The sequence below is a fragment of the Burkholderia sp. Bp9012 genome, assembly GCF_003853825.1.
Classification (GTDB): Bacteria; Pseudomonadota; Gammaproteobacteria; order Burkholderiales; family Burkholderiaceae; genus Burkholderia; species Burkholderia diffusa.
This window is the reverse complement of record NZ_QTQA01000010.1, coordinates 188,322-212,403: the sequence shown is the minus strand read 5'-3', so window position 1 is coordinate 212,403 and position 24,082 is coordinate 188,322. Positions and strand designations below refer to the sequence as shown.

Sequence of the window (24,082 nt, the reverse complement as noted above, 5' to 3'; positions counted from 1 at the left end):
GAAGCGGCGCACGCGATGCCCGGCAGGCATCACGCGCGGGCGGGACGTCAGGTCGCCGCGTTGCCCTGCGGCGCCACGGCCACCGATGCCTCGCTCGTCAGCATCAGGAACGTGAACGTTTCGCGCAGGTACAGGCGAACAACCTTGTCGGTGTGGCTCGTGTAGCCGATCGACACGTCTTCGCCGAGGTGCAGTTCATAGTCGCCGCCGCGGGTGGACAGCACGCAGCCGCCGCTGATCGCCGGCGCCCAGATGATCTCGCCGCTGACGATGCGCTTGATGTGGCCGAGGACCGGGTAGCCCTGGTCGCGCGCTTCGCTCAGCGCCGTGTAGGCGTCCGAGCCGAGCACGACCGAGTACGGGCCGTCGACGCCGGCGAGCCGAAGCGCTTCCAGCGCGTCGCTGATCGCGTCCGGGTACGCGCTGACGTCGGCCGGCAGCGTGAGCTTGCGGTTCGACGTGCCTTCGCGGATGCCGACGATGTCCGCGGCGAGATAGCCGTCGAAGATTGCGCCGTCTTCCGCGAATGCGAGTTGTTGCGCGGCGTCCTTCGCCGGCTGCCAGTCGGCGTCGCGCGCACCGCGCTCGACGCTGTCGATCGCATCGCGGCTCAATTCGAACGGCACCGTCAGCTCGACGATCGTGCGCACTTCGCGCAGCCGCGCGTTCACCTGCTCGCGCGGTGCGGCGACCTCGCGCAGATGCCCGGTGCCGACGGCCGACAGCTCAGGGCCGGCCGGGCCCTCGACGTCGACCACGCGGCGCCCGGCCACCGAGCGCTTGAAGGTACGTGCCACTTCCTCCTCGATCTGCTCCCAGGCGGACGAGGAAACCGGCGCGAGTTCGCGGTGCAGGTTATTCATGGGCTTTGGCTCCTTTCAGCGATCCGATGTTCAGCGAGCCGTCACGACGCGACTCGGGCGAGGTGGGGGCCGGCCGCGCGGCGGTGGCGTCGGCCGGTGCGGCGCGATCGGCGAGCGCTTCGAGCAGGTCGGCCGACGGCACGAAAAACAGCGAGCCGGTGACCGCGCGGCTGTAGTCGAGCAGCCGGTCGTAATTGCCGGGCGGGCGGCCGACGAACATGTTCTCGAGCATCTGCTCGATCGGCGCCGGCGAGCGCGCGTAGCCGATGAAATAGGTGCCGAATTCGCCGAAGCCGGGGCGTCCGAACGGCATGTTGTCGCGCAGGATCTTCACTTCCTTGCCGTCTTCGTCGAGCGTGGTCAGCGAGCTGTGCGAGCACGACGGTTTCACGTCCGGCGCGAGCTCGATGTCGGACAGCTTGGTGCGCCCGATGATGCGCTCCTGCGTCTCGACCGCGAGCGCGTTCCAGCCGGCCATGTCGTGCAGGTACTTCTGCACGATCACGTAGCTGCCGCCCGCGAATGCCGGATCCTCGTTGCCGATGACCGTGAAGTCGACCGCCTCGCGGCCTTCCGGGTTCTCGGTGCCGTCGACGAAACCGATCATCGCGCGCTGGTCGAAGTTGCGGAAGCCGTGCACCTCGTCGACGACCGTGACTGCGTCGCCCAGCGCGCCGAGCAATTGAGTTGCGAGCTCGAAGCACAGGTCCATCGCCTCGGCGCGGATGTGCAGCAGGATGTCGCCCGGCGTCGCGACTGCGACACGCTGGCCGGCGCCGAATTCGCGGAACGGATGCAGCGACGCGGGGCGCGGATCGCCGAACAGCGCATCCCATGCGTCGGCGCCGAAGCCGCACACGCAGGACAGGTTGCCGCTCGGCACGCGCTTGCCGACCGAGCGCACGAGCGCGGCGATGTCGCCGCACCACGTGCGGATCGTGTCGGCTCGGTCGGCGCCCGGGTTGACGGTTGCGACGAGGAAGATCGCGCTGCGCGTGATCGGACTGTGAACGGCCTGGGAGAGCGGGGGAAGGGTTTGCATCGCGGCCTGCCGGTCAGTCATGTCGGGACGGACGGGCCGCGAATGCCGCGGCGCGCGAAGACGCACGGTTGGACTGTGTCATGCGACTGTTCTCTTTGTGACATGCGGATGAAGGACGTTGCACGGGCATCGCGCAACGGGCCGTGGCAGCGGCGGCCTGCCGCCCGGGCGCGCAAGGGGAGGCAGGCAGGATGGCCGCGCGTTCGCCCGGCGCATGACCTCGCCGCACCGCGTAACGTCGTCGAGCCTGCAATCTAGCAGCTTCGGCGGGTCTTTGGAACACGTATCGGCAATCTGTGATTCGAATGGATTGATCGGAGTCCGCTTTCGCGTCGCGGGCGCGCGGCTGTACTCCTGAAGCGCGCGGCGCTGTGCTCTTGAGCGGGTGTGGCGCGTGCAGTAGATTAGGTTCGCTCCGCCCACCGACGAGGACCGTCATGATGAACCTGCCGGAAGCGATGCCGGTTTTCGTCGCGGTGGTCGCGTATGGCGGGGCGTCCGGCGCGGCGTGCGACCTGAAGCGCGGCGACGCGGCGGTGAACGCGCGGCTCGATTGCCTCGAACGGGATCCCGGCTGCAGGTCGTTGCCGGACCGCGCAGGCGACGCCATGGCGTGTACCGATGCTGGCGTCGCGTTCCACCCGTGCTGCCGAAGAACGCTGTCCGAGGTCGCGCAGGCCATCGCCAAGATCGATGCGTGCGCAACCGTTCAGGATTTACCCGTCGGGGGCTTTCCGCCGCTCGAAACCATCGACCGTGTCGACGGAGCGTCGATCGCGGAACCTATGCCATTGCACGAGTCATCGCGTTGAATACGTCCACTGTTTCCGCCGATACGGCCGCCGAGCGCATCCGCCGCCGCTTCGGACACTTCCTCCATGCGGCCGAGCTGGCCGGGCTGATCGTGATCGGCCTCGCGACCGCGTTCGCGATGGCGCAGGAAGCGTGGAAAGTCGTGCTCGCGGGTGAGGTGTCGCTGACCGACCTGCTGCTGATGTTCCTGTATCTCGAAGTGCTCGCGATGGACGTGCGCTACCTACGACTCGGCCGGCTGCCGGTGCGCTTTCCGCTGTTCATCGCGATGACGTCGCTCGCGCGCGACCTGATCCTGCGCGGCGCCACCGACAGCCCCGAGCGAATGCTGATGACCACGTTCGGGATCGTGCTGCTTGCGGTGGGCGTACTGATCCTCAGCTTCGGTCAGCACTGTTTTCCGGCGGAAGTCGACGATGTCGAGGAGGACGCGCACACGCGTCGTTAAGGCCGCGCCTGGCCGGCGCTGTCGGAGAAGAACGAAGGATTCCACATCGGTAACGGTGTCATCGTTGAAACGGACACAGCCGGCAAGCTTGCCGTGCCCGGCACGGATTGGCCGTTCGCCGGTCGCCCGCTCGGAACGCTCGCCAGGCCGTATGCCGCACACGGCATGCGGATTGCTCCGGTTGCCGGACACCCGCGCACGCGTATCCAGCGTGTTGCGCCGCAACGTCGCGGACGTTCCATGCCGGTCGCGGATCGCATACGAGCCATGGTCCGCGTTTGCGTGCGCTGCGGGGTCGTCCGTACCTGCTCTTTTCAGGAAGGACGCCGATAATGGGATCGTTACCTCAGCCGGGAGCCGCGCCATGTCCGGAAGCGACGCATCGTCTTCACGCCCCGATCTTGCGCGGGGCATTTCGCTCGATGACATCGCCGACGGCGCGATGATCGAGGGTCAGGTCGGCGACGCCACGGTGCTGCTGGTGCGCCGCGCCGACGCACTGTTTGCCGTGGGCGCGCAATGCCCTCACTACGGCGCACCGCTCGCCGAAGGGCTGCTGGTCGGCGATACGATTCGCTGCCCGTGGCATCACGCGGCGTTCTGCCTGCGCACCGGCGAACGGCTGCGCGCGCCGGCGCTCGACGGCCTGACGTGCTGGCGCGTCGAACGTCGAGACGGCCGGGCGGTCGTGCTCGGCGAGCAGCCTGCCGCGTCGCCGCCCGTGTCGAACGCGGCCGGATTGCCCGAATCGGTGGTGATCGTCGGCGGTGGCGCGGCCGCTATCGCGGCGGCCGTGACGCTGCGGCAGGAAGGCTACCCGCACGCGATCACGCTGCTGAGCGCGGACAGCGAGCCGCCGTACGATCGACCGAACCTGTCGAAGGACTATCTGGCCGGCACGGCCGAAGCCGACTGGCTGCCACTGCGCGGGGCGTCGTTCTATACCGACCAGCGCATCGACGTGCGCTGCGGCACGCGCGTCGCGCGGATCGACCCCGCGCAACACGCGGTCGAACTCGCGGACGGCAGCCGCGTCGGCTACGGCGCGCTGCTGCTCGCCACCGGCGCCGAGCCGAACCGCCTGACCGTACCGGGCGCTGATCTTCCGCACGTGTGCGTGCTGCGCTCGCGCGCCGATTGCGATGCGCTGATCGGCAAGCTGAAGGCCGCGCGTCGCTGCGTCGTGGTCGGTGCGAGCTTCATCGGCCTCGAAGCGGCCGCCGCGCTGCGCACGCGCGGGCTCGACGTAGCGGTGGTCGCGCCCGATGCACGGCCGATGGCGCACGTGCTCGGCGACGCGCTCGGCGACACGATCCGCGCGCTGCACGAGTCGCACGGCGTGGCGTTCCATCTCGGCGCGACGCCCACGCAGATCGCGCAGGATCATGTAACGCTGTCGAACGGCGATGTGCTGTCGGCGGACGTCGTGCTGGTCGGCATCGGCGTGCATCCGAACGTCGCGCTCGCGCAAGACGCGGGGTTGCTCGTCGATCGGGGCGTGACGGTCGACCGTTTCCTGAAGACGAGCGCGCCGGACATCTACGCGGCCGGTGACATCGCGCGCTGGCCCGATCCGCTGACGGGCGAACGCATTCGCGTCGAGCACTGGGTCGTCGCGGAGCGACAGGGAATCGCCGCGGCGCGCAACATGCTCGGCCGGCAGCAGCCGTTCGACGCGGTGCCGTTCTTCTGGAGCCAGCACTACGACCTGACGGTACGCTATGTCGGCCACGCGGACCAATGGGACCGCGTCGAGATCGACGGCGATCTGCGCGCGCACGACGGTTCGGTGACGTACTGGCGCGGCGACAAGCGGCTCGCGGTCGCGACGATCGGCCGCGATCTCGACTGCCTGCGCGCGGAAGCGGCGCTCGAGCAGCAAGGCGCGACGCACGCGTGAGCAGGCTGCCGACTGTGCGTTGAGCGGTGCACGCTCCGGTCAAGATGTTGCGTATGCAACGGTCGTTGCATCGTCGCGACGTGCGCGGAGATGGCCGAACCGGACATGGGCAGATAAACCGCGACTTCGGCTGCTCCATCGAGGTGTTCGCGACGCGGTTCCCGAACGTGATCGACGCGTATCGCGCGTTCGACGTGCACGAGCCGGGCTGGATGAAGGTGAAGCCGACGCCATGACGATGCGAACCGGAACGAGGAGGGCTGTGATGAACCAGATCGACGATCCCTACGACAACTGCATGGCCGCGTGCGACGCGTGTGCGCATGCGTGCGACGCGTGTATCGCGGGGTGCCTGGCGGAACCGGAATCGCACACCCTGGCAGGCTGCATCGCGCTCGACATCGAGTGCGCGCAGCTGTGCCGCCTTGCATCGGGCGCGATGGCGCGCGGCAGCGCGCTCGCGCCTCAGGTATGCGCGCTTTGCTCACATGCGTGCGAGCTGTGCGCGGCCGAATGCCTGCAGCACGCGCAGGACCACTGCCGCCGCTGCGCGCTGGCATGCGACACCTGCGCCGCGATGTGCCGCGCGATGACCTGAGCGATCAGCGCGCGTCGCGAACCTGGCGGGCGACGCGCTGCAGCAGCGCGTCGAGCACCGCCATCTCGACGGGCTTGACGAGGTGATCGTCGAAGCCCGCGCTCGCGGTGCGTGCGAAGTCGGCCGGGCTCCCATGGCCGGACAGCGCGACGCAGGTCATGCCGGCCAGTGCGTCGATCGCGCGCAGTTGGTGCAGCAGCGTGAAGCCATCGACGTCGGGCATCGACAGGTCGACGAGCATCAGGTGCGGAACGAGGTCGCCCGCGAGCGCCAGCGCGTCGTCCGCGTTGTACGCGACGCGCGGCGCGTGGCCCTTGACCTGCAGCAGCACGGCGAGCGTGTCGGCGGAGTCGCGGTTGTCGTCGACGATGAGGATGCGCAGCGGCGCACGGGCCGGTTGTTCGGTTGTGCGCGGTGCGGGCGCATCGCCCGGCGTCGCGCGCGTGGCATGCTCGAGCGGCAGCCGCACCGTGAACGTCGCGCCATGGCCGGGGCCGCTGCTCTCAGCGGCGATCATCCCGCCGTGCAACTCGACGAACGACCGGCAGATCGCGAGGCCGAGCCCGAAGCCGTCCGACGGGCGCCGGCCAGGGACGGCTTCCTGTTCGAACAGGTCGAAGATCGATTCGAGCGAGCCAGGCGCGATGCCGACGCCGTGATCGGTTACGCGGATCGCGACGATCGGCCCTTCGGCGTGCGCGCCGACGTCGATGCGCCCGCCTTGCGGTGAGAATTTCGACGCGTTGTCGAGCAGGTTGTGCAGCACCTGCACCAGCCGCGTGGCGTCGCCGCGCACCACCAGCGGATCGGCCGGCAGATCGACGCGAATGTGCTGCCCGCGCGCGGCCAGCTTCGGCTGGATACTTTCCACGCCGCGGCAGACGAGGTCGCGCACGGTCACCGGTGCGTCGTCGAGTTCGACCTTGCCGGCGGTGATGCGCCCGACGTCGAGCAGGTCGTCGACCAGCCGCGTCAAGTGTCCGACCTGGCGGTGCACGGCGTCGCGGCATTGCGCGAGCTCGGGCGCCGGATCGGGCAGGCTCTGCAGCACGCCGACCGAATGGCGCAGCGGCGCGAGATGGTTGCGCAACTCGTGCGCGAGCATCGCGATGAACACGCTGAGCCGGTGCGTTGACGCTTCGAGCTCGGCCAGCCGCTTGCGCTCGGTCATGTCGCGCGTGATCTTGATGAAGCCGGCGAGCTGGCCCGCATGGTCGCGCACGGCCGTGATCGTCACGCTGGCCCAGAACAGCGACCCGTCCTTGCGCACGCGCCAGCCTTCGTCCTCGAAGTGGCCGTGCGCGACGGCTTCCCGGAGCCCGAATGCGGGCCGCCCGGCCGCGATCGCGTCGGGCGGGTAGAAGCGCGAGAAATGGTGGCCGACGATATCGGCCGTGCGATAGCCCTTGATGCGCTCGGCGCCCGTGTTCCACGTCGCGACGTTGCCGTGCGCGTCGAGCATGAACACCGCGTAGTCGGTGATCGCGCCGACGACGGTCTCGAAGCGAAACTCGGCGAAGCGGTGCCGCAGATCGCGCGCATCGTTGGGTCCGAGCGGCGGGGGCGGATTGGAAATGGTGTCGTCTGTCTTCATCGGAACGGCAAGTCGGATGCGGGCGGAGGAACGCCGCCCCGCCGCAGCCGGCCGGGCTGGCTGCGGCCATTCAAATCGGATTGACACCCCGAAAGCATAAGGGAGGTCAATTCACCTGATCAATGGGGACGCACGGCCTGTGCCGCGCGGCGCCTGTGGTGCGAAATCCTGCCGGTGGCGGCGGTGCGGCATGGCGATTGCATCTCTGTGCGGTCCGCCGCGGCGCTTTGCGGCTACACGAGGACATCGACATGAGCAGCACACTGAACCCCGACAACGAACCGGCCGGCCCGGACGACGACAACGCGCGGCGCGGCCGCGATGGCCGCGCGCTGGGGCCGAGCGACTCGTCCGACAGCGGCAGCGATACGGCGGGCGCGCGACGCTATCCGTTCGACGTCGATTCGCCGCTCGACGAGCACGCGCTGGAGCGCGGAGACGCGGCCCTCGACAGCGATACGGACCGCGCGGGCACCGGCGAGCGCGCGTCCGCGGACGGCGATTCGGGGCTGGAGGAAGCCGCCGACATCGAGCCGGATCGCACGGACCGGCTGAGCGAGCCCGGCGGCATCGACGATCCGGACGCGCCGGGGGAACCCGGCACGGGCGGCGTATAGGGCCATAGCAGGACGATCGGCTGCGCAAAAACTGCAATCCCGTTGCAGATAGGGACGCCTGGCAAGAGACGTGCGGCGACGAGTGGCCGATCAGCGCCGCCCGTCGGCGGGCATCGGGCGCGAGGTGCGGGGATCACGGCGTCGACCGGAATATTGACGTCGGCGTGCCGCCCCTTCGCGCCGGCCGTGCACGTTCGACCCGTGTCCGTACGGGCACGCGTGCGCGACGGCGATCGGTGTCGACGACGTGATGGAACGGGCGTGCGAACTGCTCGCCGAGGAGAGACGTCATGTCACGTAAGCGGTTGCGCGTGCTCACCTGGCACGTGCATGGCAACTATCTGTATTACCTGTCGCAGGCGCCGCACGATTTCCATATCGTGACGAAGCCGCAGCATCCGCCCGGCTACGCGGGGCGGGCCGGGCACCTGCCATGGGGCGACAACGTGCACGAGGTGAGCGTCGAGTGCGTGCGCGACACCGAGTTCGACTGCGTGCTGTACCAGCATCACGATCACTACGCGCACGACCGGTTGCGGCTCCTGAGCGACGCGCAGCGTGCGTTGCCGGCGCTGTTCGTCGAACACGATCCGCCGCGCGAACATCCGACCGACACACTGCACCCGGTGCAGGATCCGAACGTGTTGCTGGTGCACGTCACGCCGTTCAACGCGCTGATGTGGGACAACGGCGTCACGCCGACGCGCGTGATCGAGCATGGCGTGCGGATTCCCGACGGCGTGGAGTATCGGGGCACGCTGCCGAAGGGCGTGACGGTCGTGAACAACATCGCGCGGCGCGGGCGGTGTCTCGGTGCTGACCTGTTCGAGGTCGTGCGTCACAGCGTGCCGCTCGATCTGGTGGGCATTGGGTCGAACGAGCTCGGCGGCATCGGCGAGGTGCCGAACCCGGCGCTGCCGCAGTTCCTGTCGCACTACCGCTTCTTCTTCAATCCGATCCGCTACGCGAGCCTCGAGCTCGCGGTGATCGAGGCGATGACGATCGGGCTGCCGATCGTTGCGCTCGCAACGACGGAGATGGCACAGCTCGTGAAGAGTGGCTGCAACGGGGTCGCCGATACGCGACCTGCCGTATTGATCGACGCGATGCGCATGTTGATCCGCGATCCGGACCTCGCGCGCGAGTGGGGCGCGGCGGCGAAGCGCGATGCGTGCGAGCGATTCGGGATCGAGCGGTTCGTGCGTGAATGGGATAGCGCGTTGCGCGACGTCGCGTCGTGAGCGGTTCAGTCGCCGAGGCGGTGCGCTTACGGGCTCGTTGCGCTCGGTGGCGCGCCCGCGCTCGCGGCGCCGCCGGCGCCACTTGCATCACTCGCGCCTGACGCCGGTGCTGGCGCGCCGCTCGCGGCATTGCGCTCGTGTTCGGGCAATAGCGCGAGGCGGTTGTACAGCGTCTTCAGGCTGATGCCGAGCGCCTTCGCGGTGCGCGGCTTGTCGCCGTTGAAATGACGCAGCGACGCGACGATGAAGCGCTGCTGCGTATGCGCGAGCGTCGTGCCGATATGCAGCGTCATCGCATTGTGTCGGACTTCCTCTCGCGGCTGTTTCCGACGCGGCAACTGCAGTTCGATCTGTTCGTCCGCGAGGATGAACGCACGCTCCAGCGCGTTGCGCAGCTCGCGCACGTTGCCGGGCCACGTATACGCGCGCAGCGCCTTCATCGCCTGCATCGACAGGCGCTTGCGCGTGCGGTGCCGCGCGTTCAGCCGTTCGACGATCTGCAGCGCGATGTCGCCGACGTCGTCCTCGCGCTGCCGCAGCGCGGGCACGTGCAGCGCGATCGCCGCGATCCGGTAGAAGAGATCCTCGCGTAGCCGACCGCTGCGCACGGCCTCCACGGGATCGTGACGCGTGGCCGCGACGATCCGCACATCGAGCGGAATCGCTTCGTGACCGCCGACGCGCATGATCGTGTTCGACTCGAGCGTGCGAAGCAATTTCACCTGCAATTCCGCCGGCATTTCCGCGATTTCGTCGAGAAACAGCGTCCCGCCGCGCGCGGCTTCGAACATGCCCACATGTTGTGCAACGGCGCCGGTGAAGCTGCCTTTCTCATGTCCGAACAAATGGGATTCCGCGATGTCTTTCGGAATTGCACCGCAATTGACGGGCACGAACGGGCCGCGCCGGCGCGGGCTCATGTCGTGGATGAGCTGCGCGACGATGTCCTTGCCGGCGCCGCTTTCGCCGACCACCAGCACGCTGACGCGTGTGCTTGCGACGCGCGAAACTTTCAGCAGCAAGTTCTGAATCGTTCGCGAGCGGCCGAACAGCCGCGTGCCGTCCTCGTCGGATTTCGACATGAGTGATATCGCGTTGGGAAGTATTGACCGAAACCGTCGAAGACTGGATGAAAAAATGACCGGCGCGCGTCGTTTTTTCATGTGGAGATCATACCTTTTATGCCGAAATAGGCGGATTGAATCTGGCAATGCCACCGCCGCCGCCGGATAGATTTATTCGATGAGTGGCGATTGCGCGACGTGCTTCTTCTATACTGCTAAGCACTCGATTGTCATGGCAGGACAGCTAGTCTGCTCATTCGTGTGCAGTGCGGACGTGCATGCCAAGTACCGGCGTCATGCCCCGCATTGCATGCCAGCCGCGGTTTCGGCCGATGCTTGGCGCCGGGGCCGCATCACAAGGAGCTTCGATGCCTTATGTCCTGATCGTCGAAGACGATGCCGATACGCGCATGATGCTCGCGACGCTCGCCCAGGCGCAGCAACTCGCCTGCGACACGGCCGCGACGCTCGAAGAAGCGCGCACGCTCGTTTCGACGCATACCCCCGATCTCGTGTTGTGCGACCTCGTGCTGCCGGACGGCAACGGGATGGATCTGTTCGACGCTTTGCCCAAGCACGCGCATTGCGAAATGGTGCTGACCACCGGTCACGCAAGTCTCGAAACCGCGATCGACGCGTTGCGGCGCGGCGCGACCGACTATCTGGTGAAACCGCTCAACATGCAGCGGCTGAACAGCATCTTCGCGCGCGTGCCGCGCACCACCGCGCTGCACGAGGAAATCGCCGAATTGCGCTCCGAGCTGAAGCGTCTCGGCCGCTTCGGCCGGATGCTCGGCAGTTCGCCCGCGATGCAGGCCGTCTACGATGCGATCGGCCGCGTCGCGCGCACCGAAGCGTCGGTGCTGCTCACCGGCGAGTCGGGCACGGGCAAGGAGCTCGCCGCGCAGACGGTTCACGATTTGAGCCTGCGCCGCCGCGGCCCGTTCCTCGCGGTGAACTGCGGCGCGATCGCGGCGAACCTCGTCGAGAGCGAGATGTTCGGCCACGACCGCGGCAGCTTCACCGGCGCCGAGCGGCAGCACAAGGGCTTCTTCGAACGCGCCGACGGCGGCACGCTGTTCCTCGACGAAATCACCGAGATGCCGGTCGAATCGCAGGTCAAGCTGCTGCGCGTGCTGGAAACCGGGCGGCTCACGCGGCTCGGCTCGACGCGCGAGATCGACGTCGACGTGCGCATCGTCGCGGCCACCAACCGCGATCCGGAAGCCGCGATGGCGGACGGCAAGTTGCGGCCCGACCTGTTTCACCGGATCAACGTGTTTCCGATCCCGCTGCCGTCGCTCAGAGAGCGCGGCGAGGACATCCCGATGCTCGCCGACGCGTTCCTGCAGCGCTACAACGAGGAAAGCGGCCGCAATCTGCGCTTCGCGCCGGCCGCGCGCGAAGCGCTGAAGACCTACGCGTGGCCCGGCAACGTGCGCGAGCTGCGCAACTTCGTGCAGCGCGCGAGCATCTTCACCGACGCGGACGTGATCGACACGCTGCCGCCGCCGATCATGGAAGAACTGTCGAACATGGTCGACTCGGACGAGGAGCGCGTGACGGTACCGTTCGGCACGCCGCTCGAGGAAGTCGACCGCAAGCTGATCCTCGGCACGATCGCGCAATGCGGCGGCGTGAAGGCGCAGGCGGCGGAGGTGCTCGACGTCAGCCTGAAGACGATCTACAACCGGCTCGCGCAACTGGAAGACGAAGTGGAGAAACCGGATTCCTGATGTCGTGCCGGACATGCTCATGCGCGCGCACCCGCACGGCGACGCGTTTCTTCGTCGAGGCGGCGGCGCATGCGCTCGACATGCGGCGGCAACGTGCGCCGCTCGCCCAGGGTCCACGGCAGGCTCGCGAACGCGGGCGCGATGCCGCGTTCGAGCCATAGGCGCGGAAACATGCGGACCATATGCGCGCGGCATCGGCGCGGTAGGGCGTGGTCCGGTCGAGCCCATCCCGCGGGCACTCGGCGATCAGCCGGTCTGCGCGGCGCGCGAGCGTGTCCTCGATCGCGAAGCGTTCGTCGGGGAAACCGTCGGTCACACTCTGATGCAGCCAGCGTACGTGGTCGAGCGCATGGAACGTCATGACGAGCGGAATCCCGAGATGGTTCTTCACGCGTAGCACGGCCTCGCCCGACGCGAAGCAGTTCGCGTGCATCACGTCGACCGGGTCGGGCTCCTGCCGCATGCGCGCCGTCATGTAGTCCACAAGCGTGCCCGTATAAGGCAGCAGCCGTTCCTTCGCGATATCGGCGGGCGGCCCGACCGGCACGTGGATCACGCGCATGCGCGGACCGATCCGCGCGACTTCCAGCAGGTGCGGATTGTCGCATCGCGTGCAGACGTCGACGTCGAGGCCGCGCTCGGCGCTTCGTGACGTTCGCGACGTAGATGTTCTGCACGCCCGCATCCACGCCGCCAATCACTCCCAGCGGCGACGCATCTTCACCGATCCACGCGGTTCCTTGCATGGTGCTGCTCCCGAGATCGGGGCCACGCCGGCCAGCCCCGTTGCGTCCCCCTTCGGCAATCACCATACCCGCCACTTTGCTGGGCGCATGCCCCGCCCCCGTGCCGAAAAAATTACAACGCGTTGGATGAAAGGGCGTCTGGTCAGCGCGTCGCGCGTGCGCGCCGCGTATTGCGCGCGGCACGCGATTTGCGCCACCCGGATGTCCGCCGGCCATGCCGGCATCACCCGACAGGAGGTCACGATGAAGGTATTCCCGTTGCAAGCCCGCGCTCCGCGATTCCGCCGTCGTGCCGCGAAGCGTCTCGGCATGGCGGTCGCGATCGCCGCGGCCACTGCCTGTATCGCCGTCGCGCCGAACGTGTTCGCCGCAGGCGACGACGGCACGGCATCGTCATCCATGTCGTCGGCGACGCATTCGAGCACCGGTACGAAGATCCGCGACGCGACCATCACGACCAAGGCGAAAGCCGAGCTGGTCGGCACGAGGGGCCTGTCGGCCGGCGACATTCATGTGAAGACGCGCCACGGCATCGTGATGCTGACCGGCAGCGTGCCGGACGAACAGCAGCGCACGCAGGCCGTCAGCGTCGTCAAGCAGATCGACGGCGTGCAGGACGTGCGCAACCAGTTGACGATCCGCCCGAAATAACTTCGGCCTCGTAGAAGGAGTCCAGTGATGAACTGCATGCTCAAACCGGTCGGCGAGCAGACGATCGTGATCACGGGCGCCACGAGCGGCATCGGCCTCGTCACCGCGCGCAAGGCGGCACGGCGCGGGGCGAAGCTGGTGCTGTTCGCGCGCAACGAGGCCGCGCTGAACACGCTGTGCGAGGAAATCCGTCAGCACGGCGGCCTTGCGGTGCCGGTCGCCGGCGACGTCGGCATTCTCGAGGACCTGCAACGCGCGGCCGCGAAAGCGGTCGATACCTATGGCGGCTTCGATACGTGGGTCAACAACGCGGGCGTGTCGATCTTCGGCACGGCGGCGGCCGTGCCGCTCGAGGATCAGCGCCGGCTGTTCGACACCAACTACTGGGGCGTCGTGCACGGCTCGCTCGTCGCGTCGGACCATTTCCGGCGCAAGAGCGATTTCCACGGCGGCGCGATCATCAACATGGGCAGCGAGGCGTCCGATGCGCCGTTGCCGCTGCAAAGCGCGTATGCGGCGTCGAAGCACGCGGTGAAGGGCTTCACCGATTCGCTGCGCCTCGAGATCGAGTCGGATCACTTGCCCGTGTCCGTCACGCTCATCAAACCGGCCGCGATCGACACGATGTTCGTGATGCACGCGAAGAACTACATGAACGTCGAGGCGAAGCTGCCGCCGCCGATTTACGACCCGGACCTCGTCGCCGACGCGATCCTGTTCGCCGCCGCGCACCCGCGCCGCGCGCTGTTCGTCGGCGGCGCCGCGAAGCTGACGTCGGCCAGCGCCTATCACGCGCCGCGCCTGTTCGATCGCGTCGCCGCCACGCTGTTCTCGCGCGGCCAGCGCACGGTGCGACCGGCGCGCCCGCGCGACGACAACGCGCTGTACGAGTCCCGCCATGCGCTGCACGAGCGCGAAGGAATGGAAGGGCCCGTGCTGCGCGGCTGTGCGTACAACGCGGTGGTGCAGCAGCCGAAGGTCGCGGGTGCGGTCGCGCTTGGCGCCGCGGCGCTCGTGGTGGCCGCGCTGGCACGTGCGCGGCGTGCCTCGACGTAACCGCGTTCCTTTCCGTATCCCGGTTTCTCATTCGAAGGAGGTTTACATGTCATCCCGACAACATACGGGCCACGAATACAGCCACGCTCGCGCGCACGAAGGCGAGCGCACGCAGCAGGACCACGACAAGGGCGGCCACCAGACGGGGCACGGCAAGGCGCCGGGCCCGGTCGACGTGCAGAAGGCGGTGAAGGGGATGGACTATCCGGCGAGCAAGTCGGAAGTCGTCCAGTGCGCGGAGCGCTCGCACGCCGACCCGCGCGTAATCGACATGCTCAGGCAGATACCCGATCGCGAATATGGCACGCCGGCATCGGTATCGAAGGAGCTCGGGCGGCTGATGTGAGCGCCGCCACGTCGCGTCGCGCACGCCGTCGCGTGTGCGGCAGCTTATGGTCACGAGGAGCACGAACATGGCGATGATCGTCGCAGGACGCTTCACGACGTTCCATGAAGCGGAAGGTGGTGCGCGCCACCTTTACGAGCGCGCGTTCGGCCCGGACGACGTGTCGATCTTCTTCCTGAACCCGGGCGGCCAGCACGCGCGCTTTCCGATCGGCGGCGACGTATATGCCGATACGGCCGCGAAGCCGGGTGGCCGCGGCGCGATGGTCGGCGCGCTGCGCGGGCTGCTGATCGGCGCGATCGTCGGGCTGATCGTCTATGCGCTCGGCGTGCACTACTGGTTCGTGCCGGCCGCCGGCGCGCTCGCCGGTGCGTATCTCGGCGCATTCGGCGGCGCGCTCGGGCGGATGCGCGGCGAGCAGGCCGAAGGCAAAGGCACGCTTGCACATACCGAAACCGGCGTGATTCTGGCCGCACGCGTGACGGCGACGAACGCGGCCGCCGCGGAAGACGTGCTGCGTGCGACCGGCGCGCAATCGATCGAGCGCGTCGAAGGCGACTGGCACGACGGCGAGTGGCGCGACTTCGATCCGGTGCGCCGGCCGGACGGCACCACGCAGGGCCGCCCGCGCTGAACGAGTCGTTTTCGCCTGCGCCTGCAGCGCGGCGTGCCGCCGCGCGGGCCGGTGCGCGGTACACGGCACGCCGCTTGCGATGCATTCGCGACACCCGTTCAAGGAGGAACCCATGACCATCGCCAGGACACCGCCGCCCCAGACGCAGACGCAAAAGCCGGGCCGCGAGCGGGAGATGCATCCGAAGCCGCGCGACGAAGCGGCCGATTACGTCGGCAGCGGCAAGCTGGCCGGCAAGGTCGCGCTCGTGACGGGCGGCGACAGCGGGATCGGCCGCGCGGTCGCGATCGGTTTCGCGAAGGAGGGCGCGGATGTCGCGATCGTGTACCTGAACGAATCGGACGATGCCGCGCACACGAAGCGCCTGATCGAGCAGGCGGGGCGGCGTTGCGAGGCGATCGCATGCGACGTCGGCGACCGCCGGCAGGCACGCGACGCGGTCGCGCGCACGGTCGAGCGGTTGGGGCGCCTCGACGTGCTGGTCAACAACGCTGGCGAACAGCATCCGCAGCAGGGCATCGAGGACGTGACCGAGGAACAGCTCGAAGGCACGTTCCGCACGAACCTGTACGGAATGGTGTTCTGCACGCAGGCCGCGCTGCCGCACATGAAGGCGGGCGGGCGCATCGTCAATACCGCGTCGGTGACCGCGTATCACGGCAGCCCGAAGCTGCCCGACTACTCGGCGACCAAGGGCGCGATCGTCGCGTTCACGCGCTCGCTGTCGATCGAGTTGGCCGAGCGCGACATCCACGCTGCCGACACGCAGGCATCACCTCAGCATGGCGGAGGCGCTCCAGCGCAAGGTGGGCGCGCAGTAACGCGCGTCCGTTTCAACCCCAGGGCCGCGTGGGCGGTCCGTTCTTTCGGAGAAGCAGTCATGGCCCAACGACAATCGAAGCATGCAGGCATCCTCGAACTGCTCTGCCAGGCATACGAGACCGAGCTTGGCGGCGCGAAGATCTACGAGGCCGCGCTCCAGTGCGCGACCGACGAGGACCTGCACAAGGAATGGGAGAAGTACCACCGCGAAACGATGCATCACCAGGACGTGCTGCGCAAGGTATTCGAAACACTCGGCCTCGACCCGGATACGAAGTCGCCGGGCCGCGCCGCCGTGGAGGCGACCGGCAAGTCGCTCGTCCAGGTGATCGAGCAGGCGAGGAAGCAGGCCGAGCCGGCGGTCGCGCAGGTCGTCGCGGCCGAATGCGTGGTGCTGGCCGAAACCAAGGATCACCTGAACTGGGAACTGATCGGCTATGCGGCCTACCAGTTGCGCGACGGCGACGCGGCCAAGGCACTGAAGGCTGCACACGATGAAGTCGAGGCCGACGAGGACCATCACCTGTATCACACTCGCGGCTGGGCGCGCGAGATGTGGATCGAATCGATGGGCTTCAAGGCGGTGCTCCCGCCGCCGGAGGAAGTGAAGAAGGTCGAGTCGGCGGCCGATGCGGCGCGTGCCGAAAAGTCGCGCGGCAAGATGATGTAACCATGCCGATCGGGCAACCGGGCCATGCTGCTTGCGCGGCCGCCCGGCTGTCCGATATCGTTGCTCTGCCGTCCCGGTCCTCCCCGCTTGAATGGTTGCTGACGCAACCACATCGTTCCGATCAGGTCAGCATGTCCACGGCCATCACGATCACCGATCCCGCCATCAGCACGCCCGCAAGCCACCCGAACACGTTCGATGCGATGCCGCTGCCGGGCTGGCCGGCCGCATCGCGTCGCTGCGACAGCCGTCGGTACCACGGCTGACCGGTGGATGCGGCGGTCGTGGTTTCCCGCGCCGCGTCGTTGCCGCGCGGGCCGCTCATTCGGCGTCCCCTGCTGCGCCGCGCGCGAGGCGTGACGCAGTGCGCAGCGCGTCCACGAGCGTCCGGTATGCGTGCTCGCGCGAATCGGCGCCGCGCGTGCGCAGCACGTAGGACGGGTGATAGGTTGCGACGACGAAACAGCCGTCGGGTGAGCGAACCGGCTTGCGCGTGCGCTCGAGCGTTGCTTCGTTGTCCTGCAGCACCGCGCGCAGTGCCGTCGCGCCGAGCGCGACAATCACCCGCGGGCGGATCGCATCGAGTTCGCGTTCGAGCCAGTAGCGGCACGCGGCGACCTCTCGCTGCGCGGGCGTCTTGTGCAGCCGACGCTTGCCGCGCGGCTCCCATTTGAAGTGCTTGACCGCGTTGGTCAGATAGACGGACGTGCGCTCGATCCCGGCTTCATCGAGCGCGCGGTCGAGCATGCGGCCTGCCGCGCCGACGAACGGGATACCCCTGCGGTCTTCCTGGTCGCCCGGCTGCTCGCCGACCAGCATGATGCGCGCGTCAGCCGGCCCCGCACCGGGCACTGGCTGCGTCGCATGTTCCCACAGCCCGCAGCGGCGGCAGGCGTCGAGCGTGGCCGGTGCATCGTCGTCGGCGACGAGCGAGAGCGCCGCGCGCTTTGCGGACGCTTCGCGCATCATGCGGTGCTTTCTGCACCCGTCGGCGCCGGGCTCGCGTCGGCGTGCGCACGACGGCGCGCTCGCCGGTGGGCGGCCAGCGGATCGAAGGCCTGTCCGGGTTGGAATATCGGCAGTGCGCGCATTGACGGTTCCCATATCGACGCTGTGCACTTCGTACAGCAACCGGCGTGCCGCATGCAGTTGAAACGCGTGTGCAGTTGGCGCCGGGGGCTGCATCCGGTTACGGGAGAGCGCCGCGATACAATTCGACCCCTACGACGATGCGGGCGCCGGCGACGTGCTGCCGTGATGCGCGGCCGTGCCGCGGACGCCGCACCTGTCCGGAACCGGCGAGTGGCCGCGGACGATCAGGCGTGGCCGATCGGGCGCCTTACACGGCACATGTAAAACGGCATCGGGCGTCGTCGTGCCGAGCGCATTCGCCCGCCGCATGCGATACGGCGGCGCGGCTGGCGCGTCGCAGCCGGGCATTTCCCGGCTGGGTGTGCTTGTCCGAATCGTGCAAAATACCCGGCATCAGAGATGCGGAGACCAGGCCCGTGGGAATCAACTTCGATTTGACCGACTTGCAGGCGTTTCGCGCGGTGGTGGAGCTGGGAAGCTTCCGGAAGGCCGCCGAGGCGATCAGCATTTCGCAGCCCGCGTTGAGTCGCCGGATCGACAAACTGGAGGAAGCGCTCGGCGTGCGTCTGTTCGAGCGCACGACGCGCAGCGTCACGCTGACGACGGTCGGCCGCGTGTTCGCGCCGAGCGCCGAGCAACTGCTGGACGATCTCGACGTCGCGCTGCTCGGCATCCGCGACGTCTCGTCGAGCCGCCTCGGTCACGTGACGATCGCGTGCGTGCCGTCGGTGGCCTACTACTTTCTGCCGAACGTGATCGCGAGCTATCATCGCCGCTTTCCGCGCATCAGGGTCAAGCTGCTCGATGCGAGCGCGAACGAGGTGCTGAGTGCCGTCATCAGCGGCGAGGCCGACTTCGGTGTGAGCTTCATGGGCAGCCAGGAGTCCGAGGTCGAGTTCAAGCTGCTGCTGCAGGAGCGATTCGTTGCTGCGTGCCGGCGCGATCATCCGCTCGCGCGCAAGAAGCGCGTGACCTGGAACGAGCTTTACGAGTACGAGTATGTGTCCGTGGACAAGACATCCGGCAATCGCTTGTTGCTCGATCAGGCATTGACGAGCGTCGCGCCGCGTGCGCCGAGCGTGTGCGAGACGCGCCACGTGACGACCATGCTCGGGCTGGTCGAGGCGGGGCTCGGCGTCGCCGCGGTACCGTCGATGGCGATGCCCGGACACGACCATCCGCTGCTCACGAGCGTGCCCCTCGTCGAACCGGCGGTCAAGCGCCGGGTGGGCATCGTGAAACGGCGTGGACGCCCGCTGACGCCGGCCGCGGAGGAGTTTCACCGGGCGATCGTCGACGCCAGACGCGGCGGTGCGCCACACAGCGATGCATCGAAGTAATGCATGCGACGAATACGACCGGAACATCGAGGAAGACCACACCGTGAGGCTGGGAAGACCGCTGCATTCGCTCTACGTGCAGGTTCTGCTGGCGATGGCGCTCGGCGTGAGCGTCGGCCACTTCTGGCCGTCGGCAGGCGCGTCGCTCAAGCCGCTCAGCGATGCATTCGTCGGTCTCGTGCGGATGATGATCGCGCCGATCGTGTTCTGCACGATCGTCTCCGGCATCACGTCGCTGACGAACGGGAAGGCCATCGGGCGCACGATCGTCCGCGCGCTGGTGCTGTTCTACCTGCTGACCGCCGCCGCGCTCGCATTCGGGCTCGTCACCGCGTTCGTGCTGCGGCCCGGCGCCGGCATGCACGTCGACGTGCGCCATCTCGACGCGAGCGTTCTGGCGCAATACGCGCAGCATGCGCAACCGCGCGGACTCATCGCGTTCGCGCTGAGCGTGATCCCGGATACGATGCTCGGGGCGTTCCAGCAGGGCGAGGTGCTGCCCGTGCTGCTGCTGTCGCTGCTGTTCGGTTTTTCGCTGAACGCGTATCCGCAGGCCGGGCGGCCCGTGCTGGCGCTGATCGACGGCGTCGCGCAGATCGTCTTTCGCGTGCTCGCGATGATCATGCGGCTCGCCCCGCTCGGCGCATTCGGCGCAATGGCCTTCACGGTGGGCCGCTTCGGCATCGGCTCGGTCGGCTCGCTCGCACGGTTGATGGTGTCGTTCTACGTGGCCTGCGGACTGTTCGTCGCGCTGGTGCTCGCGCCGCTCGCGCGGTTGCACGGTTTCGCATTGTGGCGGCTGTTGCGCTACATCCGCGAGGAGTTGCTGATCGTCCTCGCGACGTCGTCCACGGAACCGGTATTGCCGCGGCTGATCGTCAAGCTGGAGTCGCTCGGTTGTGACAAGGGCGTCGTGGGGCTCGTGCTGCCGGCTGGCTACTCGTTCAACCTGGACGGCACCGCAATCTATCTGACGCTCGCGGCATTGTTCATCGCCCAGGCGTGCGATGTGACGCTTTCCGCGCCGCAGATCGCGGCGATGCTGGCCATCATGCTGCTGACGTCGAAGGGCGCGGCCGGTGTGTCCGGCAGCGGGCTCGTCGCGCTCGTCGCGACGCTCGCCGTGATGCCCGACCTGCCGGTTGCCGGCGTCGCGCTTCTGGTCGGCATCGATCGCTTCATGTCCGAGGCGCGTGCGCTGACGAGCGTGATCAGCAACGCGTGCGCGGTGATCTTCGTTTCGATGCGGGAAGGGGCGTGCGATCGTGCGCGGCTCGCGCGGATGCTGAATGCGACCGAACCGGCTGACCCGAATGGCGCGGATGAATCCGATGCCGGCACCGGGCCCGACGGGAAGGCGGTCTGACGCGCACCTTCCCGTGGTTCGTGCTCAATGTGCGGAAACGGAATCCAGTCCGGTCGAGTTCACTTCCGCCTGCACGTCGGGCGACGCGAGATAGTCGAGAAGTGCCTTCGCTTCCTGCGGGTGGTGCGCGCCGACGGGGATGCCGGCCGCGAAGCGCGTGACGGACTGCAGCGACTCGGGAATCTTCCCGACGAAGGTCGCGCCCTTCACGGGCAGCAGTTCGCTCACCTGCTGAAAGCCGATCTCGTAGTCGCCGTTCGCGACCACGGATGCGACCGGGATTCGCGGGACCATGGTCGCCTTCGATTTCACCTGGTCCTCGATGCCGAGCTTCCTGAACAACTCCCGCTCGATGTAGACGCCGCTCGCGCTGTCCGAGTAGGCGATCGACTTCGCATGCAGCAGAACCTGCTTGAGGCCTTCGGCGGTGCTGATGTCGGGTTTCGCCACGCCGTCGCGCACGACCATGCCGATGCGCGAATCGGCCAGCTCGACGCGCGATCCGGCGATCACCTTGCCTTGCCGGATCAGATCGTCGAGCGCATAGCCGACCATGATCACGGCGTCGGCCGGCTCGCCGCGCGCGAGCCGGTTCGGAATCGCTTCAGGCGATTTGCCCATCGACGGGCCGAGCGCGGTATCGAGTGTGTTGCCCGTGTGGGACGCGAACCGCGGGCCGAGCAGTTTGTAGGCGGCGGTGAAGCCGCCCGAGCTCATCACGTGCAGGTCGGCGGCCTGCACGTTCGCCGTGACCGCCGAGGTGGCGACGAGCGCGGTGGCGCAGAGTTTCAGGAGCAGGTTTTTCATGGTCGTGGTCTTGGCCGTATGGAGTCGGGACAGGTCGTTCGGCATGAGGAGGTTTCAGTGCGCCGGCGTCAGCGTGACCGTCCGCCGGCGATACAGGGCGAACGTCGCGAGCAGCGCGCACACCGCGGCGAGGCTCATCCAGTAACCGGGGGCGGCCTTGTCGCCGGTCATGTGAATGAGTGCCGTCGAGATGGCCGGCGTAAAGCCGCCGAACACGGCCGTGGCGAGGCTGTAGGCGAGCGAGAAGCCTGCCACGCGCACCTCGACGGGCATCACTTCCGTCAGTGCGACGACCATCGCACCGTTGTAGATCCCGTACATGAACGACAGCCAAAGCAGCACGAGCAGCATGTTGACGAACGATGGCGCATGCGCGAGCAGGGACAGCGCGGGATAGGCCGTCGCAATCGCGAGCAGCGTCATGCCGACGAGCAGCGGCCGGCGGCCGATGCGATCGGACAGGGCGCCGCCGATCGGCAGCCACACGAAGTTCGACACGCCGACGCACAGCGTCACGAGCAGGCTGTCGGCCGTGCTCAGGTGCAGGACCGTCTTGCCGAAGGTCGGCGCGTAGACGGTGATGAGATAGAAGCTCGTGGTGGTCATGGCGACCAGCATCATGCCGGCGACCACGACGCCCCAGTTGCGCGCCAGCGTACTGAACACTTCCTTCATGCCCGGACGATGCTTGCGGGCCTTGAACGCCTGCGTTTCCTCGAGGTTGCGGCGCAGCATGAAGATGAACGGCACGATCATGCAGCCGACGAAGAACGGCACGCGCCAGCCCCACGCGGCGATGGCCGACGTGCTCAGCCATTGATTGAGCGCGAAGCCGAGGGCTGCCGCGACGACGATCGCGACCTGCTGGCTGGCAGACTGCCAGCTCGTGTAGAAGCCCTTGCGGCCAGGCGTCGCCATCTCGGCGAGATAGACCGACACGCCGCCGAGCTCGGCGCCTGCCGAAAAGCCCTGCAGCAAGCGCCCGACCAGCACGAGCGCGGGCGCGAGCAGGCCGATCGTCGCGTAGCCCGGCACGAACGCGATCAGGATCGTGCCGCTTGCCATGATGGCCAGCGTGACGATCAGGCCCTTGCGGCGGCCGACGTCGTCGATGTACGCACCCAGCACGATCGCGCCCAGCGGCCGCATCAGGAAGCCCGCGCCGAAGACGGCGAAGGTCATCATCAGCGACGCGAACTCGCTCGCGGCGGGAAAGAATACGGCGGAGATCTGGGTGGCGTAGAAGCCGAACAGGAAGAAGTCGAACTGCTCGAGGAAGTTGCCGGCCGTCACGCGGAATACCGCGGCGGCCTTCGAACGTCCGGTCGGAAGGCTGGGCGAGGGGTGCATCAGGGTGTCTCCAGAAAATGCGGGAAATGCGCGGGGAGCGATCGATTGTCGTTTCGGCAATCTTCACCCGAAGACGAGAAAACGATAAGTGCGATTTTCGGAAGGATTGATGTTGTTTGGTTATCAATCGGGCGGCGCGCTACGCCAGTCGCGCACGGCCGGCGACCGACGACGCCGGCCTCAAAGGATCGGCACGCCTCGTGGATCCGTCAAAAAGCCCCAAAAAAAGCCCCGCATTCGCGGGGCTGTCGCCTGAACCACCGGCAAATCACGAACGGTCAATGCCGCCCGCGCGTGCGCGGATCATTCAGTTCCTCGGTCGGATCGGTGAGCCCGAGCTCGTCGCCCGCGCTCCAGTACGGCGTGCTGCCATAGAACTCGTGCAGCGGCGTGGCCCATTGCGGGTCCGCCATCGCCGGCCAGTGATCCTTGTCGAAGCCCGGCGCGTTGCGGATCCGCTCGGACGACACCGACAGCAGGAAACACTTGCGTTCGGTGTCCAGCGTGAGTGCGCTCCATGGAATCGCGAGCAGCTTGTCGCCGATGCCGAGCAGGCCGCCGCTCGACAGCACGGCGTACGCGACGCGGCCCGAGCGCACGTCGAGCATGATGTCCTTGATCTTGCCGACGTCGTCGCCATCGGTCGTGTAGACCTTGTCGCCTTCCAGCGTGTCGGCCGCCATCACGTCGGGGCCTGGGCCGGCCGCCGTCGCGGCGCCCTTGCCGATGATGCGCGTCTGTCCTCGATCGGAAGTCTGCATGGTTGTCCTCCTGGTTGCGTGGAGCGCGGCCGTGCCCGGGATGGGCCCTGCGGGTCGCGCGGGTTGTCGGGCGGGGCGAGGATCGCCCCGTCACGTACGCTTCGGTTGCGACACGCCTTCGAGCGTGTTCGCGACGTCGTCGCGCGCGGGGCCGGCCGTGCGCGTCGCGATGTCCGCGAGCGACAGCATGCCGACGAGGCGCTGGTCGTGATCGACGACGGGCAGGCGGCGCAGTTGCGCGTCGGCCATGTAGTGCTGGATCTCGTCCAGCGGATCGTCCTCGAAGCACCATTCGATCGGGCCTGACGCAACTTCGTGGATCCGCGTCTCTGGCGGCTTGCCGGCCGAGATCGCGCGCACCGCGAGGTCGCGGTCCGTGACCATGCCGATCAGCCGGTTGTTGTCGCACACGGGCAGCGCGCCGATGTCGTAGCGCTCCATCAGTTGCGCCGCATGACGGATCGAGTCGGTCGGCGCAATGTGCACGACGTCCTGCGACATGATTTCGTTGACGCGTTGCATGGA

24 protein-coding genes and 5 pseudogenes are annotated in these 24,082 nt (G+C 67.8%); 18 read left to right on the top strand and 11 right to left on the bottom strand.

Features of this window, described 5'->3' with window-relative positions; genetic code table 11:
• Positions 1–47: 47 nt before the first annotated feature.
• Positions 48–863 carry a family 1 encapsulin nanocompartment shell protein gene (locus tag DIE11_RS16275; protein WP_059605914.1) on the bottom strand — a complete coding sequence of 272 codons (816 nt, stop codon included), beginning with the start codon at positions 861–863 and terminating at the stop codon, positions 48–50.
• Positions 856–1,926: a Dyp-type peroxidase gene (locus tag DIE11_RS16270; protein ID WP_124625482.1), complete on the bottom strand. Its 1,071-nt coding sequence runs from the start codon at positions 1,924–1,926 to the stop codon at positions 856–858. Before DIE11_RS16270 ends, DIE11_RS16275 begins: the two co-directional genes overlap by 8 nt.
• A 416-nt stretch (positions 1,927–2,342) precedes the next feature.
• On the opposite strand from DIE11_RS16270, the gene DIE11_RS16260 reads away from it, so the two are divergent.
• The 5 genes from DIE11_RS16260 to DIE11_RS16240 all read left to right on the top strand — a co-directional run bounded on the left by DIE11_RS16260 (position 2,343) and on the right by DIE11_RS16240 (position 5,664).
• A complete protein-coding gene (locus tag DIE11_RS16260) occupies positions 2,343–2,717 on the top strand; it encodes a LysR family transcriptional regulator (RefSeq protein WP_124625478.1) in 375 nt (124 codons plus the stop codon).
• Positions 2,714–3,166, top strand: a complete 453-nt coding sequence (locus DIE11_RS16255) for a phosphate-starvation-inducible protein PsiE (RefSeq protein WP_124625476.1) — start codon at positions 2,714–2,716, stop codon at positions 3,164–3,166. Before DIE11_RS16260 ends, DIE11_RS16255 begins: the two co-directional genes overlap by 4 nt.
• Before the next feature lie 364 nt (positions 3,167–3,530).
• Entirely contained in the window at positions 3,531–5,066 is a 1,536-nt protein-coding gene (locus DIE11_RS16250) for an FAD-dependent oxidoreductase (RefSeq protein ID WP_124625474.1), read from the top strand.
• Positions 5,067–5,119: 53 nt separating this feature from the next.
• Positions 5,120–5,302, top strand: a complete 183-nt coding sequence (locus DIE11_RS16245; protein ID WP_124625472.1) for a hypothetical protein — start codon at positions 5,120–5,122, stop codon at positions 5,300–5,302.
• Between the two features lie 29 nt (positions 5,303–5,331).
• Positions 5,332–5,664 carry a four-helix bundle copper-binding protein gene (locus DIE11_RS16240; protein WP_124625470.1) on the top strand — a complete coding sequence of 111 codons (333 nt, stop codon included), beginning with the start codon at positions 5,332–5,334 and terminating at the stop codon, positions 5,662–5,664.
• A gap of 4 nt (positions 5,665–5,668) precedes the next feature.
• On the opposite strand, the gene DIE11_RS16235 is transcribed toward DIE11_RS16240, so the two are convergent.
• Entirely contained in the window at positions 5,669–7,258 is a 1,590-nt protein-coding gene (locus DIE11_RS16235; protein WP_124625468.1) for an ATP-binding protein, read from the bottom strand.
• A gap of 251 nt (positions 7,259–7,509) precedes the next feature.
• Here DIE11_RS16235 and DIE11_RS36350 point away from each other — a divergent pair, with 251 nt between their 5' ends.
• From DIE11_RS36350 to DIE11_RS16220, 3 genes and pseudogenes are all read left to right on the top strand, one after another.
• Complete coding sequence (locus DIE11_RS36350; RefSeq protein ID WP_059605940.1) at positions 7,510–7,875, top strand: hypothetical protein; 366 nt, start codon at positions 7,510–7,512, stop codon at positions 7,873–7,875.
• A 172-nt stretch (positions 7,876–8,047) separates the two neighbouring features.
• Positions 8,048–8,176: pseudogene (locus tag DIE11_RS36910) on the top strand (LPS biosynthesis glycosyltransferase); the annotation flags it as partial.
• The gene (locus DIE11_RS16220; protein ID WP_124625466.1) at positions 8,166–9,116 is read left to right on the top strand and encodes a glycosyltransferase; all 951 of its coding nucleotides are present in this window, start codon (positions 8,166–8,168) and stop codon (positions 9,114–9,116) included. The pseudogene DIE11_RS36910 and the gene DIE11_RS16220, both read left to right, overlap by 11 nt.
• 26 nt (positions 9,117–9,142) lie before the next feature.
• On the opposite strand, the gene DIE11_RS16215 is transcribed toward DIE11_RS16220, so the two are convergent.
• The gene (locus tag DIE11_RS16215) at positions 9,143–10,198 is read right to left on the bottom strand and encodes a sigma-54-dependent Fis family transcriptional regulator (protein ID WP_124625464.1); all 1,056 of its coding nucleotides are present in this window, start codon (positions 10,196–10,198) and stop codon (positions 9,143–9,145) included.
• Positions 10,199–10,548: 350 nt separating this feature from the next.
• Between DIE11_RS16215 and DIE11_RS16210 the strand changes: the two genes are divergently transcribed.
• Positions 10,549–11,916: a sigma-54 dependent transcriptional regulator gene (locus DIE11_RS16210; protein ID WP_124625462.1), complete on the top strand. Its 1,368-nt coding sequence runs from the start codon at positions 10,549–10,551 to the stop codon at positions 11,914–11,916.
• A 181-nt stretch (positions 11,917–12,097) separates the two neighbouring features.
• Here DIE11_RS16210 and DIE11_RS16205 read toward each other — a convergent pair.
• Positions 12,098–12,662: pseudogene (locus tag DIE11_RS16205) on the bottom strand (glycosyltransferase); the annotation flags it as partial.
• A gap of 243 nt (positions 12,663–12,905) precedes the next feature.
• Between DIE11_RS16205 and DIE11_RS16200 the strand changes: the two are divergent.
• The 7 genes and pseudogenes from DIE11_RS16200 (at position 12,906) to DIE11_RS16170 (ending at position 16,841) form a co-directional block, all read left to right on the top strand.
• The gene (locus tag DIE11_RS16200) at positions 12,906–13,313 is read left to right on the top strand and encodes a BON domain-containing protein (RefSeq protein WP_124625460.1); all 408 of its coding nucleotides are present in this window, start codon (positions 12,906–12,908) and stop codon (positions 13,311–13,313) included.
• A 27-nt stretch (positions 13,314–13,340) separates the two neighbouring features.
• Positions 13,341–14,369, top strand: a complete 1,029-nt coding sequence (locus tag DIE11_RS16195) for an SDR family oxidoreductase (protein ID WP_124625459.1) — start codon at positions 13,341–13,343, stop codon at positions 14,367–14,369.
• Between the two features lie 46 nt (positions 14,370–14,415).
• Complete coding sequence (locus DIE11_RS16190) at positions 14,416–14,715, top strand: DUF2795 domain-containing protein (RefSeq protein ID WP_124625457.1); 300 nt, start codon at positions 14,416–14,418, stop codon at positions 14,713–14,715.
• A 67-nt stretch (positions 14,716–14,782) separates the two neighbouring features.
• The gene (locus DIE11_RS16185) at positions 14,783–15,349 is read left to right on the top strand and encodes a hypothetical protein (protein WP_059605957.1); all 567 of its coding nucleotides are present in this window, start codon (positions 14,783–14,785) and stop codon (positions 15,347–15,349) included.
• Between the two features lie 112 nt (positions 15,350–15,461).
• A pseudogene (locus tag DIE11_RS16180) lies at positions 15,462–16,127 on the top strand (SDR family NAD(P)-dependent oxidoreductase); the annotation flags it as partial.
• Positions 16,093–16,170 (top strand): annotated as a pseudogene (locus DIE11_RS37390) (DUF4142 domain-containing protein); the annotation flags it as partial. The pseudogenes DIE11_RS16180 and DIE11_RS37390, both read left to right, overlap by 35 nt.
• A gap of 59 nt (positions 16,171–16,229) precedes the next feature.
• Positions 16,230–16,841 carry a hypothetical protein gene (locus DIE11_RS16170; RefSeq protein ID WP_124625622.1) on the top strand — a complete coding sequence of 204 codons (612 nt, stop codon included), beginning with the start codon at positions 16,230–16,232 and terminating at the stop codon, positions 16,839–16,841.
• 121 nt (positions 16,842–16,962) lie between these two features.
• On the opposite strand, the pseudogene DIE11_RS37385 reads toward DIE11_RS16170, so the two are convergent.
• A pseudogene (locus DIE11_RS37385) lies at positions 16,963–17,088 on the bottom strand (divalent metal cation transporter); the annotation flags it as partial.
• Positions 17,089–17,162: 74 nt separating this feature from the next.
• Positions 17,163–17,810 carry a UdgX family uracil-DNA binding protein gene (locus tag DIE11_RS16160; RefSeq protein WP_124625455.1) on the bottom strand — a complete coding sequence of 216 codons (648 nt, stop codon included), beginning with the start codon at positions 17,808–17,810 and terminating at the stop codon, positions 17,163–17,165.
• Positions 17,811–18,349: 539 nt separating this feature from the next.
• Between DIE11_RS16160 and DIE11_RS16155 the strand changes: the two genes are divergently transcribed.
• Together DIE11_RS16155 and dctA are read left to right on the top strand one after the other, a co-directional pair.
• The gene (locus tag DIE11_RS16155; RefSeq protein WP_124625453.1) at positions 18,350–19,273 is read left to right on the top strand and encodes a LysR family transcriptional regulator; all 924 of its coding nucleotides are present in this window, start codon (positions 18,350–18,352) and stop codon (positions 19,271–19,273) included.
• A gap of 43 nt (positions 19,274–19,316) precedes the next feature.
• A complete protein-coding gene (dctA, locus tag DIE11_RS16150; protein ID WP_124625451.1) occupies positions 19,317–20,639 on the top strand; it encodes a C4-dicarboxylate transporter DctA in 1,323 nt (440 codons plus the stop codon).
• A 24-nt stretch (positions 20,640–20,663) separates the two neighbouring features.
• Here the strand turns inward: dctA and DIE11_RS16145 are convergent, their stop codons facing one another.
• The 4 genes from DIE11_RS16145 to DIE11_RS16130 form a co-directional block, all read right to left on the bottom strand.
• Positions 20,664–21,446, bottom strand: a complete 783-nt coding sequence (locus DIE11_RS16145) for a substrate-binding domain-containing protein (protein ID WP_124625449.1) — start codon at positions 21,444–21,446, stop codon at positions 20,664–20,666.
• A gap of 54 nt (positions 21,447–21,500) precedes the next feature.
• The gene (locus DIE11_RS16140) at positions 21,501–22,796 is read right to left on the bottom strand and encodes an MFS transporter (RefSeq protein ID WP_124625447.1); all 1,296 of its coding nucleotides are present in this window, start codon (positions 22,794–22,796) and stop codon (positions 21,501–21,503) included.
• 278 nt (positions 22,797–23,074) lie between these two features.
• The gene (locus tag DIE11_RS16135; protein ID WP_124625445.1) at positions 23,075–23,557 is read right to left on the bottom strand and encodes a PRC-barrel domain-containing protein; all 483 of its coding nucleotides are present in this window, start codon (positions 23,555–23,557) and stop codon (positions 23,075–23,077) included.
• A 90-nt stretch (positions 23,558–23,647) separates the two neighbouring features.
• Positions 23,648–24,079 carry a CBS domain-containing protein gene (locus DIE11_RS16130; RefSeq protein ID WP_059605984.1) on the bottom strand — a complete coding sequence of 144 codons (432 nt, stop codon included), beginning with the start codon at positions 24,077–24,079 and terminating at the stop codon, positions 23,648–23,650.
• Positions 24,080–24,082: the final 3 nt, after the last annotated feature.